This is a genomic window from Ruegeria sp. BC7 (assembly GCF_056539165.1).
Genome location: NZ_JBQFUL010000007.1, coordinates 103,422 through 121,326, shown reverse-complemented (window position 1 = coordinate 121,326; position 17,905 = coordinate 103,422). Strand labels below are relative to the sequence as shown.

Genomic DNA, 17,905 nt, shown 5'->3' with positions numbered 1-17,905 from the left:
GGTAAGGTAAACTACAAAGGAAGAGGAGATTTCCCATGGCACCAAGCTCTTATCAGCCCCCAACGCGCGGCGACAAGGCCGAAACCGCAACGCGCAGCCAGTCCGTGGAATCCAACCTGTCCCATTCCCAGACGACTGTTGCGAAGTTGATGGAGGGCAAAGGCGACGCCGTTTTCGCAGTGCGCCCGAATGATACGATCCACTCGGTTGTAAACATCCTCAAGGAAAAGCGGATCGGGGCTGTCGTCGTGACCGATCAGAACGGGAAACTGCACGGCATTCTGTCCGAGCGCGACATCGTGCGCCGGATGGCAGATACCCCCGGTCAAACACTCCCGCAATCCGTCGAAGACCTGATGACCCGCGAGGTCAAAACCTGCGCCCCGGATGACATGTTGAACGACGTATTGAAAACCATGACCGAAGGCCGATTCCGCCACATGCCAGTTCTGAGCGATGGGAATTTGCGCGGTGTCATTACCATCGGTGACGTCGTCCACTTTCGCTTGAAAGAGCTGGAATACGAAGCATTACGCATGAAGCAAATGATTGTGGGCTGAGAAACCCCTTGACCTCGGACCAGCGACAGTATCCCTGATGCGACAAAGTTTGCGATAGGTTCGAGGGTTGCATGAAACGGGTTCTGGTCACCGGCACGGCGGGATTCATCGGGTTTCATCTGGCAAAGCTGCTGTTATCCGAAGGGTTTCGGGTACACGGCTATGACGGGATGACCGATTACTACGACGTGACTCTCAAGCAGCGCCGCCATCAGATGCTGCTGCAAACGCCAGGTTTCTCGACCACCGAAGACCTGCTGGAAAACCACGACCGTCTTGTGCAGATCGCGGACGAGTTTCAGCCTGAAGTCATCGTGCACCTCGCCGCGCAAGCCGGGGTGCGCTACAGCCTCGAGGACCCGCGAAGCTATATCAACTCGAATGTGGTGGGCACGTTCAACGTCATGGAGGTGGCGCGCCAGCACAAGGTCGAACACCTGCTGATGGCGTCGACGTCGTCTGTCTATGGTGCGAACGAAGAGATGCCATTTAGCGAGGTTGAAAAGGCCGATACCCCCCTGACCATCTATGCCGCCACCAAAAAGGCGAACGAGGCGATGGGTCATTCCTACGCCCACCTATGGAACCTGCCGACGACGATGTTCCGGTTTTTCACCGTCTACGGCAGTTGGGGGCGGCCCGATTTGGCGCTGTACAAATTCGTGGACGCGATTTTGGATGACCGCCCGATCGACATCTACAACCACGGCGACATGTATCGCGACTTCACCTATGTGGACGATCTGGTACGCGGTATTCGGCTGCTGATCGACGTGCCCCCCGTGCGTCCGGACAGCGCCGAAGATATTGCCGAGGGCGACAGCCTGTCCCCCGCCGCGCCGTGGCGCGTGGTCAATATCGGGAATGGCGACAAGGTGCGGCTGATGGATTTTATCGAAGCCATCGAGGAAGCCGTCGGCAAGAAGGCCATTCGCAACTACATGCCGATGCAGATGGGGGATGTCCCGGCAACCTGGGCGAACAACGATCTGTTGCAGGAGTTGACGGGTTATCGGCCGCAAACAGATTTCAAAGACGGGATTGCGCGCTTTGTCGAGTGGTTCCGGGATTATCATGGAAAATGACGCATATGCTTGAAACCGACCCAAACTCGCGCAGAATTGCCGTGATCGGACTGGGCTATGTTGGCCTGCCGCTGGCCGTGGCGTTCGGGAAGCTGGCTTCGGTGGTTGGGTTTGATATTAACCCCGACCGGATTGGCGCATTGCGTGCCGGGCATGATTCCACGCAAGAGGTCGAACCCGATGACCTAAAAGCCGCAACTGGCCTGACTTTTACCTCTGATCCGTCAGAGATTGCGGCGTGCGACACCTATATCGTTACCGTTCCCACGCCGATCACCGCAGGCAAGCAGCCTGATCTGACTCCACTGCTGCGCGCGTCGGAAACCGTAGGCCATGTGCTGAAACCCGGCGATCTGGTGATCTATGAATCCACGGTCTACCCCGGCGCGACCGAGGAAGACTGCGTACCGGTTCTTGAGCGTATCTCAGGTCTGACCTTCAACCGCGATTTCTTTGCAGGCTACAGCCCCGAGCGGATCAATCCCGGTGACAAGACCCATCGGATCGCGGACATCTGCAAAGTTACATCCGGCTCGACCCCCGAAGTGGCCGATCTGGTCGATGCGCTTTACGCCCGGATCATCACGGCAGGCACCCACAAGGCCGAGAGCATCCGCGTGGCCGAGGCTGCAAAGGTGATCGAAAACACGCAGCGCGATCTGAACATTGCCTTGGTAAATGAACTGGCGATGATCTTTGGTCGGATGGAGATCGACACCGATGCGGTTCTGCGCGCGGCAGGGACTAAGTGGAACTTCCTGCCCTTCCGCCCCGGTCTGGTGGGCGGGCATTGCATCGGTGTGGACCCCTATTACCTGACCCACAAGGCCGAGGCCGTCGGCCATCACCCGCAAATCATTCTGGCCGGACGGCGGTTGAATGACAGCATGGGCGGCTATGTGGTCTCGCAACTGGTCAAGCGGATGATGCGCGACGGGATCAATGTTGCCGCCGCCCGCGTGCTGGTAATGGGGCTGACCTTCAAGGAAAACTGCCCCGATCTGCGCAATACCCGCGTGGTCGATATTATCAGCGAGTTGCAGGATTATGGTGTTACGGTTGACGTCTATGATCCTCATGCCAATGCCGCCGCCGCACAACAGGAATACGGAATTTCATTGATAGAACAGCCGGAAACCGGTGCGTATGACGGCGTCGTTCTGGCGGTTGCACATCGAGAGTTTCTGGCGCTCGACCCGGCGCAGGTGCGCGGCTTTGGCAAGGATCAAAGCGTGCTGTTCGACGTCAAATCCTGCCTGCCGCCCGAGGCCAGCGACCTGCGGCTGTAAAAAAAACCGGCGCTCGCTGCGCCGGTTTTTCAATTCTTATCCGCCGAAATCGTCCAGCATGATGTCTTCGCGGTCCACGCCCAGATCCAGCAGCATGTTGATGACCGACTGGTTCATGATTGGCGGGCCACACATGTAGAACTCACAGTCCTCGGGGGCTGGGTGGTTCTTGAGGTATTCCTCGAACAGCACATTGTGGATGAAGCCGGTATAGCCTTTCCAGTCATCCTCGGGTTGGGCGTCCGACAGGGCGACATGCCATTCAAAATTGTCGAATTCTTCGGCCAGCTGATCGAAATCTTCAACAAAGAACATCTCTTTCTTGGACCGTGCGCCATACCAGAAGCTGATCTTGCGGTCGCGGTTCTCCAGTCGCTTGAGCTGGTCGAAGATGTGGCTGCGCATTGGCGCCATGCCTGCACCACCACCGATAAAGACCATCTCTTTCTGCGTGTCGCGGGCGAAGAACTCGCCAAACGGACCCGAGATTGTGACCTTGTCGCCCGGCTTGAGGTTAAAGATGTAAGACGACATCTGGCCCGGCGGAATACCTTCGGCACCCGGAGGCGGCGAGGCCACGCGGACGTTCAGCATGATCATGCCTTTCTCGTCCGGGTAGTTTGCCATCGAATAGGCGCGCTCGATCGGTTCGGCCACAACGGATTCATACTGCCACAGATTGAATTTATCCCAATCCTCGCGGTATTCCTCTTCCACGTCGAAATCGGTGTATTTCAACGCATGCGCAGGGGCTTCGATCTGAATGTATCCACCAGCGCGGAAATTCACATCTTCGCCTTCCGGCAGGTCCAGCGTCAGAGCCTTGATGAAGGTCGCCACGTTCTCGTTCGACCGAACGGTACATTCCCATTTCTTGACGCCAAAGACTTCTTCCGGAACCTCGATATCCATGTCCTGCTTTACAGCCACCTGACAGGACAGGCGGTCGCCACAGGCGGCCTCGCGCTTGGTGATATGGCTTTCTTCGGTCGGCAAGATCGACCCGCCCCCCGAATGCACCCTCACCCGGCACTGCGCACAGGTTCCGCCGCCGCCACAGGCAGAAGGGACGAACAGTTTTTCTGCCGCCAGCGTTTGCAGCAGCTTGCCACCGGCGGGGACCGAGATGGTTTTCTCACCGTTGATGGTGATGTTCACGTCCCCGGTCGACACCAGTTTCGAGCGCGCCGCCAGAATGACCGTCACCAGCGCGACAACGATCAGGGTGAAAAGAATGACGCCTAAGGTAAAAGTTTCCATTGCGCCCTCCTTACAGTTTCACGCCCGAGAAGGACATGAAGGCCATCGCCATCAGTCCCGCGGTGATGAAGGTGATCCCCAGACCTTGCAGGCCGTCGGGAATATCCGAGTATTTCAGCTTTTCCCGAACACCTGCCATCGCGGTGATTGCCAGCGCCCAGCCAAAGCCGGAAGACAGACCATAGGTCGCTGCCTCGGCAAAGTTGTAGTCGCGCTCAACCATGAACAGCGAGCCACCAAGAATGGCGCAGTTCACCGTAATCAGCGGCAGGAAGATCCCAAGCGCGTTGTAAAGCGGTGGGAAGTACTTATCGAGGATCATTTCCAGAATCTGAACCATCGCCGCGATGACGCCGATATACGAGATCAGACCAAGGAAGGTCAGGTCCACATCCGGGAACCCGGCCCAGGACAGCGCGCCCGGCTTTAGCAGATAGTTCAACAGCAGGTTGTTGGTGGGCACGGTGATCGCTTGCACGACCATGACCGAAATCCCCAGACCCAGCGCGGTCGAAATCTTCTTGGAGACGGCGATGAAGGTACACATCCCCAGAAAGAAGCTAAGCGCAAGGTTTTCGACAAAAATGGCCTTTACAGCCAGTGAAATCAGACCTTCCATCAGTGGGCCTCTACCTGCTGAATTTTGTATTCACGTTCTTCCACCTGGTTCGGCTTCCACGTGCGGAAGGCCCAGATGATCAGACCGATGATGAAGAACGCCGAGGGCGGCAGCAGCAGCATGCCGTTGGGCACGTACCAGCCACCATTGTTGACGGTCTGCAGAATGGTGACGCCGAACAGCGATCCCGCGCCGAACAACTCGCGGATGAAGCCAACCAGCAGCAGGATCAGGCCATAGCCCATTCCGTTGCCCATGCCGTCGATGAACGACGCAACCGGAGGGTTCTTCATCGCAAACGCCTCGGCGCGGCCCATCACGATACAGTTGGTGATGATCAGGCCGACGAAGACGGACAGGGTTTTCGATATCTCGAAAGCGTAGGCTTTCAGTATCTGGTCCACCAGGATCACCAGTGAGGCGATAATCACCATCTGCACAATGATCCGGATCGAGCCGGGGATCTGGTTGCGCAGGCATGAGATGAAAAAGGACGAAAACGACGTCACGAAGATCACCGCCATCGCCATCACGATCGACACCTGCAGCGACGAGGTCACCGCCAGCGCCGAACAGATGCCCAGCACCTGAAGTGTGATCGGGTTGTTGTCGACAAGCGGGTCGACCAGCATCTCTTTCTTGGTCTGGGACATCAGAGCTCTCCTGCTTGCAGTTTGGCCAGGAACGGAGCGTAGCCCGCGTCGCCCATCCAGAATTTCACAAGGTTATCGACACCGACCGATGTCAGCGTGGCACCGGCCAGCGCATCGACATAAAAGTCAGGTCCCGCCGCAGGTTGCGATTTTGCGACGGTGATCTGAAGATCACCCGCGTCGTCGCGCAGTTTCTTACCATTCCATAGGGCTTTCCAGCGCGGATTGTCGACCTCGGCCCCAAGACCCGGCGTCTCACCATGCTGATAGAATTGCAGGCCGTAGATATCGTTGCCGTTATTCTCCAGCGCGATAAAGCCATAGAGCGTGGACCACAGACCATAGCCATGCAGCGGCAGGATCACCTTGTCGAGATCGCCCGCATCATCGCGCAGCAGGTAAATCACCCGGTACTTGGACTTGCGCCCAATACCCGCTGGGTCATCATCCAAAGCAACGCTCAGCTCGGGATCACTGGCCGCGGCGATATCGTCAAACGTCGCCGCGTCGAACTGATCATCGACGAACTCGCCGGTCGACAGCTCCAGCACGTGCGGTTCAAACGCCGCGAATGCTTCGGTCACGTCGATACCGGGCTCATAGACGCCCGCAACCTGCAGAACGTTGACCTGCTTGTCTTTCAGGCGGTTGCTTTCCTGCACCGGGCGCAGGCTGACAGCGGCGGCGGACACGACCATTGACGCCACCAGACACACGGCAACCGCGACAAAGATCGTTTTACCGACTGTATCAGGCGAGGCCGCAAGGAACTTGGCAATCGCGCCTTTCGGCTCTGGGGATTGCGTATCAGACATGGCGACGCGCCCTCCGTTTGATGTTTGCCTGAACGACGAAATAGTCGATCAGAGGTGCAAAGACGTTTCCGAACAGGATGGCCAGCATCATACCCTCGGGGAAAGCCGGGTTGATCACGCGGATCATCACAACCATGACGCCGATCAGCGCGCCATAGATATAGCGGCCCATATTGGTGTGGCTGGCGGAAACGGGTTCCGTGACCATGAAAGCCAGGCCGAATGCGTATCCACCCAGCACCAAATGCCAGTACCAGGGCATTGCAAACATCGGATTGGTGTCCGACCCGATCAGGTTCAGCAGCAGGGTAAAGCCGATCGTACCCGCCAGACAGCCCACGATCAGGCGATAGTTGGCAATCTTCGTTGTCAGAAGGAAGGCCAGACCGATCATACAGGCCAGGGTCGATGTCTCGCCAAAGCTGCCCTGAATGGTGCCGAAGAACGCGTTGGCCCAAGTGATCCCGTCAGCGGCCAGCGCCTGAACGCCTTCGGCTGCGGTGATACCCAGCGCGGTTGCCCCGGAAAACCCGTCTACCGGCGTCCAAACCGAATCCCCTGACATCTGCGCAGGGTAAGCGAAGTACAAAAACGCCCGCCCCACCAATGCAGGGTTGAGGAAGTTCTTACCGGTGCCGCCAAACACCTCTTTGCCGATAACGACGCCGAAGATGATCCCCAAAGCCACCTGCCACAGCGGTGTGGTTGCGGGCAGGATCAGCGTGTACAGCATCGAGGTGACAAGAAAGCCTTCGTTCACCTCGTGGCCGCGCACGGTGGCGAAGATGACCTCGAAAATACCGCCCGCGACAAGTGTCGTGATGTAGATCGGCAGGAAATAAAGCAACCCGTGCAATACATTGGCAAAGATGCTGGAGGGATCCAGCGAGATGCCGAACATCTGCAGCAGGGCAATCCGCCATCCAGTCGCGGCGTCCGGGCCAAGCGTGGCAATTGCCGAATTCGCCTGATAGCCCGTGTTCCACATCCCCCAAAGAATACAGGGGATGGTCGCGATCACGACATATGTCATGATCCGTTTCATATCCACGTAAGACCGCGCGTGTGGTGCGGCGGTGGTTACGGTTTTCGGAGTGTAGATGAAGCTTTCGACCATCTCATAGATGGGGAAATACTTCTCGTACTTGCCGCCTTTGGTAAAGTTCGGCTCAATCCGATCAAAGAAGCTGCGCAAACCCATTCGGCTCAGCCCTCCTTTTCAATCTTGGTCAGGCAGTCGCGCAGCGCCAGCCCATATTCATATTTCGCTGGGCAGGCAAAACCGACCAGGCCCAGATCTTCTTCGTCAAGCTCCAGCGCCCCAAGCGCCTGTGCCGTGTCCGTGTCCATCACCAGCAGCGCTCGCAGCAACTGTGTCGGCAGGTAATCCTGCGGCATCAGTTCTTCAAACGTCCCCGTTGGCACCATCGCACGACGGCCGCCATTCAGGTTAGAGGTGAAAGCAAACAGTTTCTTGGCAAAGGCCGAACCCAAAACCGGTTGCACCGCATATTTCGATGGCATCGGGCGAATCCAGCCCATGGGAATCTGGTCGGGATCTTCGCGAATGATCGAAACCTGTCGCGCGAACCGACCCAGAAAGGCTGTCGGCCCATCGGCGAGCTTACCGGACAGGATTGAACCCGAGATTATCCGTGCGGTTCCCTCAATATTGACTTCATCGCTGGTCAGATCATCTGTCGACGCCCCCATGACCGTGCGGATCAGACGGGGCTGACGTGCGCCGGGACCGGACAGGGCAACTACGACGTTGGGATCCAGATGCCCTGTTTGCATCAGGCGACCAATCGCAATGATATCCTGATACCCGATGGTCCAGACCAGCTTTTCGCCAGCCAAAGGCTCTAGGAAGTGAATGTGCGTCCCGGCCAGACCGGCCGGATGTGGCCCGGAAAACGCCGCCGGTTCAACACCCGCAACTTCGGCGCCTGGCAATGTATCGCCGTCCCTCTGGCACAGATAGGTCTTGCCATCGGTCAGCTTGGCGACAGCCTTCAAACCCTCTGCAAACGCCTCGCCTGCGTCCTTGATGATCACAGCGGCATCACCTGCCAGCGGCTCACTGTCCATCGCCGTCACGAAAATCGCAGACGGCTTGGTTCCCGGCTGGGGCATTTTTGAATACGGACGCGTGCGGAACGCGGTCCACAGGCCCGAGGCGCACAGCTTGGCGGTTATGCCCTCGGCACTTTCCGCATCGCCTGTGGCCGAGAAATCAACACCGGTGTCATTGGCGTCCGAAACCTCGATCACGACACTCTGCAACACCCGACGCGCGCCACGGTTGATCGCAACGACCTTGCCGGTCAGCGGCGCAACCATCATCGCGTCAGGTACGTCCTTGTGGCAAAAGAGCGGCGTCCCCCGCTGAACCTCGTCACCTTCCTGAACCAGCATCCGCGGCTTCAGGCCAAGGTAGTCACTGCCCAAAACCCCCACAGTCGAGAATTCAGGACCTGGTTGAATAGTCTGATCCGGCGCACCTTGCACCGGCAGCTCCAACCCCTTTTTCAGTTTGAAAGTTTGCATGTCGCTACGGTCTTCCAAGCCTCTTTCCTGCACCACATCGTGTCAGCACCCGTATAGTGGCACAAAACGTTGTGAACGTGTGAGCCTTCGAGCAAGAAAAAGCGCGCAGCACCTGATCCTGATCTATGGCTTTCTTTCAATCACGGACCCTTTACGCGGGGACGCTGACAAACGCAAACCCGTTACGGCCGAAATCGACCTCGGAATGTCACTTTCCGACGAACTGCCCCATTTTAGGCTGTCTGAATTTGCATGTCGCGCCCGGGGTGCTTCCGGTGTAAGCACCCTGAATGGAACAGACAGACGATCTAGAGATATTTTTGGTGGCGACGCCGGGCCTCGAGGCACCACTTCACGCCGAGGCAGTCGAAAAGGGATTCGCCAAGGCCACGATCGTGCCCGGCGGTGTAAACTGCCGCGGCAACTGGTCTGAAGTCTGGCGTGCCAACTTGTGCCTTCGGGGGGCCAACAAGGTTTTGGTGCGGCTCGGAAGTTTTCCGGCTGTGCACCTCGCGCAACTGGATAAACGAGCGCGCAAGTTCCCGTGGGCGACTTTCCTGTACCCGGATGTGCCGATCAAGGTTGAGGCCACCAACCGGAAGTCCCGAATCTACCACGCAGGAGCAGCCCGCCAGCGCATCGAGCGCGCAATCTCCGAAACTCTGGGCGCACCTATATCCTCCGAGGCAGACCTGCGCGTCATGCTTCGCATTGAAAAAGACATATGCACATTGTCGATCGATTCCTCTGGTGAACCGCTGCACAAGCGCGGCCACAAACCCGCCGTCGCCAAGGCACCAATGCGGGAAACGATGGCATCCATGTTCCTTCGCGAATGCGGATTCAGCGGAACGGAACCCGTGCTGGACCCAATGTGCGGATCAGGAACCTTCGTGATTGAGGCAGCAGAAATTGCGCTTGGGCTTAATCCCGGCCGTGATCGAGCCTTCGCTTTCGAACATCTCAAGTCCTTTGATCCCGGCACTTGGGCCGAAATGCGATCGCAAGCTACGCCGTCGGAAACTGTGGATACGTTTTATGGTTCGGACCGAAACGCAGGAGCCGTCGAAGCCTCAACCGCGAATGCGCAGAGTGCAGGGGTAGACAGCGTTACCAGATTTCAAACCCGCTCTGTCAGCGACATCAAGCCTCCATCAGATCGTGCCGGGCTTGTCATCGTCAATCCCCCCTATGGAGCAAGAATAGGAGACGAAAAGCGTCTGCGTTCTGTCTACGGAACGCTAGGGAAAGTACTGGCCTCAAGGTTCACTGGCTGGCGGGTTGGAATGATCACAAGCAACGCATCCCTTGCCCGCTCTTCACGTCTACCTTTTTTGCCAGCGGGACCGGTCGTGGATCACGGCGGCACAAAAATCCGGCTGTACCGGACTGACCCATTGCCATAGCAACGCATCGTCTGCGGCGGACGCGACCAAACACGCGTCGGGCCTTTCACGAGATACGCAAAGAATCCCCCTTGCGCATCCAAATCCTCGGGTATAGATCACCCGCCACGGTCGGAGTGTAGCTCAGCCTGGTAGAGCACTGTCTTCGGGAGGCAGGGGTCGGAGGTTCGAATCCTCTCACTCCGACCAATATGATCTTCTCACTAAAATTAAATTTGATTGACGCAAAAATCACAGCGATTCCGGGTCATTTCTCCCATTGAATTGGCGTATTTTGCCGTGCCGGAAAGAGGACAGGCTGGCGGCATTCACGCTCGAACGCTTCTGGAAATGGGCCGCAAAAGGGTTTAAGTGACCCGAACTGGAACCCATAGACAGAGATCAAAACTAAGTATGCGCACCTTTGACGCCCAGAAGCCTCTAATCTTCATTCACGTTCCGAAGACGGCGGGCATGGCTGTTCGTAAAATTGTGCAGGGATGGTTTCCAAGAAGGTTCTACCTCCACTACCACAATGAAGCCAAAGGGAAGATGCCGGATTTGTTGCCTCTGGCGTCCCGAAAATTTACTAGAAAACCACCAGCCATTTATGGGCATTTCAATAAGAACCGCGGCTTCGGAATCGAAGATTACTATCCTGAAGTCACGCAATTTGTGACGATCATTCGCGATCCTTTCGAGTTGGCCATTTCCAATTATTTTTATGTCCGAAAGGTATCAGGCGACTGGAAAGATCAATCCAGAGTGCCGACCGAAAGTCTTGAGGACTATATCAAATCGACTGACCTCAACATGCTGAACCATTTCCCGCGCGAGATGAATCTTGAAAATTTCAAAGACATTCTTGAGGAAATGTTCGTCGAAATAGGCATCACCGAAAACTTGCCCAAAAGCCTTGAGGTAATTTCGAGAAAACTGGGGAAAAAGTTTGACCCGACCAAGCTTGAAACGGTGAATGCAACAAAGCGGGATCAACCGCTGCCCGAAGATTATCGCGACCAATTCTGCGAGCAGCATCCTCTGGAACATGCTGTGTACGAGTTTGCGAAGTCGCGGATCGCTGCCATGTGACTCGCTGCGGATGCCTAAAGATTGGTAACCCTGCTGGCTCGGAAAGAGCTGCGTCAAAGCTCGTGAAGCCACAATCATCCAGCCTGTATTTGCAAGCGCTTCCGTTTTAGTCTGGGGTTTCAAAAAGACTGCGGACGGCCCAACCACAGGATCGTGGGTCTGAATTGGGCTGTCGACGGAATGTCGTGCCAAACCGCGACGTTTAAGTCACGTCAGACCACTGCTTTCAAAAATTAATCTACGATTTACTTTTTTGCTGCTCAAAAAATGATCTGAATCAAAACTTGCTGCAATTTTAGGCTATAAGCGGAATACTGGAAGAAGGGAATCGTCTCTAACCGGGTCAAACAGAATGAACCGAGTGACCAGCCGACGTGGGTTTCTGAGCGCCAAAATTCTCAGGGAGGACGACATCTTCGTCCGGCCTCCGGGTTCGCCTGTGCATGGTTTTTCTGACGCTTGCACCAAATGTGGCGAATGCGTCGAAGCCTGCCCAGAGAACGTGATCACCTTTGACCCTGCCGGGTTTCCAGTTTTCAATCCCAGCGACAACCCATGTACTTTCTGCGGCAACTGCGCCCGTGCCTGTCCAACTTCGGCGCTGGACGTCGAGCGTCTGTCCGAATGGCCTTGGCGCGCGACATTCCATTCGGCAAGCTGCCTGTCCATGAATGGCGTGAGCTGTCGTATCTGTCAGGATAACTGCGAACAAAATGCGATCCGTTTCACCCTTCAAACAGGCGGACGCGCTGCACCTTCGCTGGACGACACAGCATGCAACGGCTGCGGTGCCTGCCAAGCCCTCTGCCCCGCTGACGCAATCAACCTTGAAGACCTGACTTCACCTCAGATGGAAGCGCGCCAATGAATATTTGTGGTTGTCTTGCCCATATCGCACCTGATCATGTCAGCACTGCTGCGCAAGCAATGGAGCAGACGCCGGGCGTCGAAATCCACGCCCAATCGGACGATGGCCGCTTTGTTGTCGTAGTCGAAGACACACCTGCGCGCCTTGCATCTGAAATCATAATGGATCTTCACCAAATTCCCGGTGTGATCTCACTTACCCTTACTTATCACCATTTCGAGGATCTTGCGGAAACCTCCGCGCGTCCCGATGCCCACAGCCAAACCACCAGCCGGAGGTCAACGCTATGACTATCTCAGAATCTCGCCGGACATTCCTCAAGACAACAGCGGCCGCTGCAACCGCCTCTGCCGCTGGCATTCCAATGGCGACCGGTCAAGCCAATGCTCAGATCGGAACGCCGGACATCCGTTGGGACAAGGCAGCCTGCCGGTTCTGCGGGACAGGGTGTTCAGTTCTGGTCGGCACCAAAGAGGGTCGCGTGGTGGCGACACAAGGTGATCCCGACGCATCGGTCAATCGTGGCCTGAACTGCATCAAGGGTTATTTCCTGTCCAAAATTATGTATGGCAAGGATCGCCTGACCACGCCTCTCTTGCGCAAGACGAATGGCGAATATGACAAGAACGGCGAGTTTGAACCGGTCTCTTGGGACGAAGCCTTTGATGTCATGGCGGCCAAGTGGAAGGAAGCTCTGGCCAAGAAGGGTCCGACAAGCGTTGGTATGTTTGGTTCCGGACAGTGGACTGTCTGGGAAGGCTATGCAGCATCAAAGCTGATGAAGGCCGGATTCCGGTCAAACAATATCGACCCGAACGCACGGCACTGCATGGCCTCGGCGGTTGTGGGCTTTATGCGCACTTTCGGCATTGACGAACCGATGGGGTGTTATGACGACCTCGAAGCCGCAGACACGTTTGTTCTGTGGGGATCAAACATGGCCGAAATGCACCCGATCTTGTGGTCTAGGCTGACCGATACGCGCCTGACCAAACCGGACTGCGAGGTTCATGTTCTTTCTACTTTTGAACACCGTTCCTTCGAGCTGGCGGACAATGGCATAATCTTCAATCCGCAAACCGACCTGGCGATCCTGAATTATATCGCAAACTATATCATTCAGAATGGCGCGGTGAACGAAGACTTCGTCAAGAACCACGTCAACATCACCAAGACAGCCACCGATATCGGCTATGGCCTGCGCGAAGAAAACCCGCTGCAGCAAGGAGCGGCCAACCCGGACTCGGGCAAGCTGGAGACCATCAGCTTCGAGGAATACGCCGAATCCGTCGCGCCCTATACCTTGGAATATACGGCCGAACTGTCAGGTGTGCCTGCTGACAAACTTGAGAAGCTCGCTCAGCAATACGCCGACCCGAACCGCAAGGTCATGAGCTTGTGGACGATGGGCTTCAACCAGCACACCCGTGGGTCTTGGGTCAATTCACTCATGTATAACGTGCACTTGCTGGTCGGAAAGATTTCCGAGCCCGGAAACTCGCCGTTTTCACTGACTGGCCAACCGTCGGCCTGCGGCACAGCCCGCGAGGTTGGCACCTTTGCCCACCGTTTGCCTGCCGACATGGTTGTCGCCAACGACGAGCACCGCCAGATCTGCGAAACCGCGTGGAACGTCCCCGAAGGCACTATCCCGCCCAAGCCCGGATTCCATGCCGTTTTGCAGCACCGCAAGCTGAAGGACGGAGAGCTGAACGCCTATTGGGTGCAATGCAACAACAACATGCAGGCGGCCCCGAATATCAACGAGGAAGGGTATCCCGGTTATCGCAACCCGGAAAACTTCATCACGGTTTCCGATCCGTATCCTACCGTGACGGCGGTGTCCGCCGACTTGATCCTGCCAACGGCGATGTGGGTTGAAAAGGAAGGGGCCTATGGCAACGCGGAACGCCGCACACAGTTCTGGCACCAGCAGGTCAAGGCGCCGGGCGAGGCGAAATCGGATTTGTGGCAACTGATGGAGTTCTCAAAACGCTTTACCGTCGAAGAAGTCTGGGGCGAAGAACTACTGGCCAAAATGCCCGAACACCGCGGCAAGACCATGTTCGACGTGCTTTACAAAAACGGCAGCGTAGACAAGTTCCCGTTGTCTGAAACCGCCGAAGGGTTCGACAATGACGAATCCGAACATTTCGGTTTCTACGTGCAAAAGGGCTTGTTTGAAGAATATGCCGAATTCGGGCGTGGGCACGCACACGACCTTGCTCCGTTCGAGATGTATCATCAGGCGCGCGGAATGCGCTGGCCGGTCGTGGACGGCAAAGAAACGCTTTATCGTTTCCGCGAGGGTTATGACCCGTATGTGCCGGAAGGCGCAGAGGTCAAATTCTATGGCCATAAGGACGGCAAGGCGAAAATCATTTTCGCGCCGTATGAACCAGCGCCGGAGGAACCTGACGCGGAATACGATCTGTGGCTATGCACAGGTCGCGTGCTAGAGCACTGGCATTCGGGCTCGATGACCCGACGCGTCCCTGAACTCCACCGTGCTTTCCCGGCCGCAGTTGTTTACATGCACCCTGACGACGCCAGTGACAGGGGGCTGCGCCGAGGTCAGGAAATCGTGCTATCCACGCGGCGCGGAGAGGTGACCAGCCGGGTCGAGACTCGGGGTAGAAACAAGGTGCCACGCGGTTTGGTCTTTATGCCTTGGTTCGACGAAGGACAATTGACCAACAAGCTGACACTGGACGCGACCTGCCCGCTTTCTAAGGAAACGGACTACAAGAAATGCGCCTGTAAAGTCGAGCGCGCGTAGCCGGCAAGGATCGCAAAGGTATTGCACATGGCCCTTGCCCAGAAACCCCTTTCGCCGCAGCGCCGCCGGTTCCTTCAGGACTCGGCGCGCGCAGCAGGCGGCTGCGTGGCGGCAGGGTCTCTCTTGGCATGGCTTGCGCGTGACGCCCGGGCGCTTCCGGCCGAAGCTCTGCGTCCGCCCGGCGCATTACCGGAAAGCGCGTTTCTTTCCGCCTGTATCCGCTGTGGCCTGTGCGTGCGGGATTGTCCTTACGACACGCTAAAGCTGGCGGAACTCGGTGCAGACGCCGTGGCCACAGGTACACCGTATTTTACCGCGCGGGATATTCCCTGTGAAATGTGCGACGATATTCCTTGTGTTGCCGCCTGCCCTACTGGCGCACTTGACCCAGGTCTTAACAACATCGACGACGCCAAAATGGGAGTCGCCGTTCTGGTCGATCAGGAAAACTGTCTGAATTTCCTCGGGCTGCGTTGCGATGTCTGTTACCGCGTCTGCCCGGTCATCGACGAAGCTATCACACTGGAAACACGGCACGATGAACGCTCGGGTCATCACGCCCAATTCATACCAACGGTCCATGCAGACCACTGCACGGGCTGCGGCGTATGCGAGAAAAGCTGTGTTCTACCCGAGGCCGCCATCAAGGTGCTTCCTGCACGTCTAGCGCGGGGCAGCAGTGCTGATCACTATCGCAAAGGCTGGGAAGAAAAAGAGGCCAATGGTGGACCGGTTGTCGAGGGAATCATAGACCTGCCCGACCGACTTCCCGGCCCGGGTACGGACAATCTAGCAACACCCGGCGGTTTCGCACCGGCCTACAACCTGCCGGAGGCCGGGCAATGAGCGCGCAACCCCATTTGCCCGCGGGTCATGAGGCCGTGCTGGTCAAAGGATGGCTGGCGGCGCACAAGTACCTGCTTTTGCGGCGCACGAGCCAGTTGGTTTTTCTGGCAGTGTTTCTACTTGGGCCGTGGTTCGGCATCTGGATTGTGCAGGGCACGCTTTCGGGGTCATTGACCTTTGGGGTGTTGCCGCTGACGGATCCATTCATTCTGCTACAGAGTATTGTCGCGGGGCACTGGCCCGAACTGACCGCGCTGATAGGTGGGCTGATTGTTCTGGCGGTATATGCTCTGATCGGGGGGCGGACCTACTGTTCCTGGGTTTGCCCCATCAACCCGGTCACGGATGCTGCGCATTGGGTTCACCGAAGGCTTGACCTGCCAAAAGGCTGGCAACCCAAACGCGGCGCCCGGATTTGGATATTGGCCACGGCGCTGATCGTATCGGGCCTTACTGGTGTCATCGCCTGGGAATTGATTAACCCGATCACCATGCTGCACCGAGGTCTGATCTTCGGCATGGGCTTCGTCTGGGCCATGATCATAGCCATCTTTTTCTTTGATGTGTTCGTGTCCCGCCGCGGCTGGTGCGGACGCGTCTGCCCTGTAGGAGCTTTCTACGGCCTGATCGGAACCCGAAGCTTGCTGCGCGTCAGCGCCAGCAACCGCGCCGCCTGCAATGACTGCATGGATTGCTATGAGGTCTGCCCTGAAAACCATGTCATTTCGCCAGCACTTAAAGGCAATCCGGGAACGTCGCCACTGATCCTCTCACCCGATTGCTCGAACTGCGGCCGCTGTATTGATGTATGCGCAGTCGACGTCTTCAAGTTTACCCACCGGTACGACGACCACGTCGCCGCACCGTCCGAACCAGTTTCGGCGCCTGATCCGCGCCCAGCCAGAACAATTTAAGGGAGTGCCAAGATGAACAAGCCAATCCTGACCGGCGTCGCCGCCCTGATCCCAGTCATACTCCTAAGCGGTTTCGCTTTTGCGCAGTCAACACAGGTACAACCCCTGCGTGGAGCCGAGGTTGACGAACCCGCTGCGCTGGATCAGGTCCACAAAACTGTTGAAGGCCGAATGCAGCGCAATTACCGACAGCAACCGCCGCTGATCCCTCATTCGATCGAGCAATACCAGATCGACCTGCGCACCAACCAATGCCTGTCCTGCCACGACTGGACCAAGGCCGGAGAGCGCAACGCGCCGACGCTGTCAATGACGCACTATCTGGACCGCGAAGGCCGCGAATTGGATCACATCGCTGGCACGCGGTACTTCTGTAACCAGTGCCATGTCCCGCAAGCCGACGCCCCAGCACTGGTCGACAACGTGTTTCAACCCTCCTCCGGCAACTAATCCAACGCTTGTGTGAAAGGAGCACCGATATGGCAGACTCCCCTGAAAACCGCGGTTGGATAGGCCGCATCTGGAATGCAATCTGGACCCCGGCCGTTGCCTTCAGTTCTGGCTTTTTGTTGCTGGCCGGGTTTCTGGCCGGCATCCTGTTCTGGGGCGGTTTCCACTGGACATTGGAACTGACCAACACCGAGGAATTCTGCACCTCGTGCCACTCGATGGAAACCAATTTGGGTGAATATCGGGAAACGATACATTACAACAACCACTCAGGTGTTCGCGCGATCTGTTCCGACTGCCACGTTCCGCACGAGTGGAACCACAAGATCAAAGCTAAGATCATGGCGGTCAAGGACGTGTATCATGAACTGGCGGGCACCATCAGCACGTCTGAAAAATATGAGGATCACCGCCTGAGCATGGCATCCGCCGTCTGGAAAAAGATGAAGGCGTCGGACAGTCGCGAGTGCCGCAACTGCCACAACTTTGAATACATGGACTTTACGATTCAAGAGACACGGGCAGCGTCCGAGCACCAGCGCGCAATCGACGAGAATATGACCTGTATCGACTGTCACCAGGGTATCGCCCACAGCCTTCCGCCCGGATACCTCGAGCGTTACCAGGAAGTTACGGAAACCTTGGCTGGAAAGCCTTCCAGCTCTTTGCAGCAGCAGGTCGCTGATGGGAGCGACGAGATCCGGTCATTCCTGACCACAAGGGCAGACTGAAAAGGGGCA

The 17,905-nt window shown here is 56.9% G+C and carries 18 protein-coding genes and 1 tRNA gene; 13 read left to right on the top strand and 6 right to left on the bottom strand.

Annotated features, from left to right (window positions below):
- The first annotated feature begins 35 nt into the window (after positions 1-35).
- From ACR0KS_RS16400 to tviB, 3 genes are all read left to right on the top strand, one after another.
- Entirely contained in the window at positions 36-560 is a 525-nt protein-coding gene (locus tag ACR0KS_RS16400; RefSeq protein WP_170417127.1) for a CBS domain-containing protein, read from the top strand.
- A gap of 71 nt (positions 561-631) precedes the next feature.
- A complete protein-coding gene (locus ACR0KS_RS16395; RefSeq protein ID WP_170417129.1) occupies positions 632-1,645 on the top strand; it encodes an NAD-dependent epimerase/dehydratase family protein in 1,014 nt (337 codons plus the stop codon).
- Between the two features lie 5 nt (positions 1,646-1,650).
- Positions 1,651-2,934 (top strand): Vi polysaccharide biosynthesis UDP-N-acetylglucosamine C-6 dehydrogenase TviB, encoded by a 1,284-nt coding sequence (gene tviB / locus ACR0KS_RS16390; RefSeq protein WP_170417275.1) that lies wholly within the window; start codon positions 1,651-1,653, stop codon positions 2,932-2,934.
- 36 nt (positions 2,935-2,970) lie between these two features.
- Here the strand turns inward: tviB and nqrF are convergent, their stop codons facing one another.
- Genes nqrF through ACR0KS_RS16360 form a run of 6 tightly spaced genes read right to left on the bottom strand, consistent with a single transcriptional unit; the run spans position 2,971 to position 8,831 of the window.
- Positions 2,971-4,194 (bottom strand): NADH:ubiquinone reductase (Na(+)-transporting) subunit F, encoded by a 1,224-nt coding sequence (gene nqrF / locus ACR0KS_RS16385; RefSeq protein ID WP_170417131.1) that lies wholly within the window; start codon positions 4,192-4,194, stop codon positions 2,971-2,973.
- Between the two features lie 10 nt (positions 4,195-4,204).
- Positions 4,205-4,813 carry an NADH:ubiquinone reductase (Na(+)-transporting) subunit E gene (gene nqrE / locus ACR0KS_RS16380; protein ID WP_170389343.1) on the bottom strand — a complete coding sequence of 203 codons (609 nt, stop codon included), beginning with the start codon at positions 4,811-4,813 and terminating at the stop codon, positions 4,205-4,207.
- Complete coding sequence (locus tag ACR0KS_RS16375; protein WP_170417133.1) at positions 4,813-5,466, bottom strand: NADH:ubiquinone reductase (Na(+)-transporting) subunit D; 654 nt, start codon at positions 5,464-5,466, stop codon at positions 4,813-4,815. Before ACR0KS_RS16375 ends, nqrE begins: the two co-directional genes overlap by 1 nt.
- On the bottom strand, positions 5,466-6,281 hold the full coding sequence (locus tag ACR0KS_RS16370; protein ID WP_170417135.1) for a Na(+)-translocating NADH-quinone reductase subunit C: 816 nt from the start codon (positions 6,279-6,281) through the stop codon (positions 5,466-5,468). Before ACR0KS_RS16370 ends, ACR0KS_RS16375 begins: the two co-directional genes overlap by 1 nt.
- Positions 6,274-7,482, bottom strand: a complete 1,209-nt coding sequence (locus ACR0KS_RS16365) for an NADH:ubiquinone reductase (Na(+)-transporting) subunit B (RefSeq protein WP_170389340.1) — start codon at positions 7,480-7,482, stop codon at positions 6,274-6,276. The genes ACR0KS_RS16370 and ACR0KS_RS16365 overlap by 8 nt, the downstream gene beginning before the upstream one ends.
- A gap of 5 nt (positions 7,483-7,487) precedes the next feature.
- Complete coding sequence (locus ACR0KS_RS16360) at positions 7,488-8,831, bottom strand: Na(+)-translocating NADH-quinone reductase subunit A (protein ID WP_170567716.1); 1,344 nt, start codon at positions 8,829-8,831, stop codon at positions 7,488-7,490.
- Between the two features lie 290 nt (positions 8,832-9,121).
- Here ACR0KS_RS16360 and ACR0KS_RS16355 point away from each other — a divergent pair, with 290 nt between their 5' ends.
- From ACR0KS_RS16355 to ACR0KS_RS16310, 10 genes are all read left to right on the top strand, one after another.
- Entirely contained in the window at positions 9,122-10,237 is a 1,116-nt protein-coding gene (locus ACR0KS_RS16355) for a THUMP domain-containing protein (RefSeq protein WP_170567657.1), read from the top strand.
- 112 nt (positions 10,238-10,349) lie between these two features.
- Positions 10,350-10,426, top strand: a tRNA-Pro gene (locus tag ACR0KS_RS16350).
- A gap of 264 nt (positions 10,427-10,690) precedes the next feature.
- Complete coding sequence (locus tag ACR0KS_RS16345; RefSeq protein ID WP_170417173.1) at positions 10,691-11,308, top strand: hypothetical protein; 618 nt, start codon at positions 10,691-10,693, stop codon at positions 11,306-11,308.
- A 352-nt stretch (positions 11,309-11,660) separates the two neighbouring features.
- Positions 11,661-12,176 carry a ferredoxin-type protein NapF gene (gene napF, locus ACR0KS_RS16340; protein WP_170417175.1) on the top strand — a complete coding sequence of 172 codons (516 nt, stop codon included), beginning with the start codon at positions 11,661-11,663 and terminating at the stop codon, positions 12,174-12,176.
- The gene (locus ACR0KS_RS16335; RefSeq protein WP_170417178.1) at positions 12,173-12,466 is read left to right on the top strand and encodes a chaperone NapD; all 294 of its coding nucleotides are present in this window, start codon (positions 12,173-12,175) and stop codon (positions 12,464-12,466) included. Before napF ends, ACR0KS_RS16335 begins: the two co-directional genes overlap by 4 nt.
- Positions 12,463-14,955 carry a nitrate reductase catalytic subunit NapA gene (gene napA / locus ACR0KS_RS16330; protein ID WP_480693267.1) on the top strand — a complete coding sequence of 831 codons (2,493 nt, stop codon included), beginning with the start codon at positions 12,463-12,465 and terminating at the stop codon, positions 14,953-14,955. The genes ACR0KS_RS16335 and napA overlap by 4 nt, the downstream gene beginning before the upstream one ends.
- Positions 14,956-14,982: 27 nt before the next feature.
- Complete coding sequence (gene napG / locus ACR0KS_RS16325; protein ID WP_170417180.1) at positions 14,983-15,801, top strand: ferredoxin-type protein NapG; 819 nt, start codon at positions 14,983-14,985, stop codon at positions 15,799-15,801.
- The gene (gene napH, locus ACR0KS_RS16320) at positions 15,798-16,715 is read left to right on the top strand and encodes a quinol dehydrogenase ferredoxin subunit NapH (protein ID WP_170417182.1); all 918 of its coding nucleotides are present in this window, start codon (positions 15,798-15,800) and stop codon (positions 16,713-16,715) included. The genes napG and napH overlap by 4 nt, the downstream gene beginning before the upstream one ends.
- Before the next feature lie 12 nt (positions 16,716-16,727).
- Positions 16,728-17,165 carry a nitrate reductase cytochrome c-type subunit gene (locus ACR0KS_RS16315; protein ID WP_170389332.1) on the top strand — a complete coding sequence of 146 codons (438 nt, stop codon included), beginning with the start codon at positions 16,728-16,730 and terminating at the stop codon, positions 17,163-17,165.
- Positions 17,166-17,194: 29 nt separating this feature from the next.
- Positions 17,195-17,896, top strand: coding sequence for a NapC/NirT family cytochrome c (locus ACR0KS_RS16310; RefSeq protein WP_170417184.1), 702 nt, complete (start codon positions 17,195-17,197; stop codon positions 17,894-17,896).
- Positions 17,897-17,905 lie beyond the last annotated feature (9 nt).

What these genes read in the sequence shown, in the direction of transcription:
- ACR0KS_RS16400 (WP_170417127.1), top strand. Translation starts at nt 36, where the DNA reads ATGGCACCAAGCTCTTATCAGCCCCCAACGCGCGGCGACAAGGCCGAA.
- ACR0KS_RS16395 (WP_170417129.1), top strand. Translation starts at nt 632, where the DNA reads ATGAAACGGGTTCTGGTCACCGGCACGGCGGGATTCATCGGGTTTCAT.
- tviB (WP_170417275.1), top strand. Translation starts at nt 1,651, where the DNA reads ATGCTTGAAACCGACCCAAACTCGCGCAGAATTGCCGTGATCGGACTG.
- nqrF (WP_170417131.1), bottom strand. Translation starts at nt 4,194, where the DNA reads ATGGAAACTTTTACCTTAGGCGTCATTCTTTTCACCCTGATCGTTGTC.
- nqrE (WP_170389343.1), bottom strand. Translation starts at nt 4,813, where the DNA reads ATGGAAGGTCTGATTTCACTGGCTGTAAAGGCCATTTTTGTCGAAAAC.
- ACR0KS_RS16375 (WP_170417133.1), bottom strand. Translation starts at nt 5,466, where the DNA reads ATGTCCCAGACCAAGAAAGAGATGCTGGTCGACCCGCTTGTCGACAAC.
- ACR0KS_RS16370 (WP_170417135.1), bottom strand. Translation starts at nt 6,281, where the DNA reads ATGTCTGATACGCAATCCCCAGAGCCGAAAGGCGCGATTGCCAAGTTC.
- ACR0KS_RS16365 (WP_170389340.1), bottom strand. Translation starts at nt 7,482, where the DNA reads ATGGGTTTGCGCAGCTTCTTTGATCGGATTGAGCCGAACTTTACCAAA.
- ACR0KS_RS16360 (WP_170567716.1), bottom strand. Translation starts at nt 8,831, where the DNA reads ATGCAAACTTTCAAACTGAAAAAGGGGTTGGAGCTGCCGGTGCAAGGT.
- ACR0KS_RS16355 (WP_170567657.1), top strand. Translation starts at nt 9,122, where the DNA reads ATGGAACAGACAGACGATCTAGAGATATTTTTGGTGGCGACGCCGGGC.
- ACR0KS_RS16345 (WP_170417173.1), top strand. Translation starts at nt 10,691, where the DNA reads ATGGCTGTTCGTAAAATTGTGCAGGGATGGTTTCCAAGAAGGTTCTAC.
- napF (WP_170417175.1), top strand. Translation starts at nt 11,661, where the DNA reads ATGAACCGAGTGACCAGCCGACGTGGGTTTCTGAGCGCCAAAATTCTC.
- ACR0KS_RS16335 (WP_170417178.1), top strand. Translation starts at nt 12,173, where the DNA reads ATGAATATTTGTGGTTGTCTTGCCCATATCGCACCTGATCATGTCAGC.
- napA (WP_480693267.1), top strand. Translation starts at nt 12,463, where the DNA reads ATGACTATCTCAGAATCTCGCCGGACATTCCTCAAGACAACAGCGGCC.
- napG (WP_170417180.1), top strand. Translation starts at nt 14,983, where the DNA reads ATGGCCCTTGCCCAGAAACCCCTTTCGCCGCAGCGCCGCCGGTTCCTT.
- napH (WP_170417182.1), top strand. Translation starts at nt 15,798, where the DNA reads ATGAGCGCGCAACCCCATTTGCCCGCGGGTCATGAGGCCGTGCTGGTC.
- ACR0KS_RS16315 (WP_170389332.1), top strand. Translation starts at nt 16,728, where the DNA reads ATGAACAAGCCAATCCTGACCGGCGTCGCCGCCCTGATCCCAGTCATA.
- ACR0KS_RS16310 (WP_170417184.1), top strand. Translation starts at nt 17,195, where the DNA reads ATGGCAGACTCCCCTGAAAACCGCGGTTGGATAGGCCGCATCTGGAAT.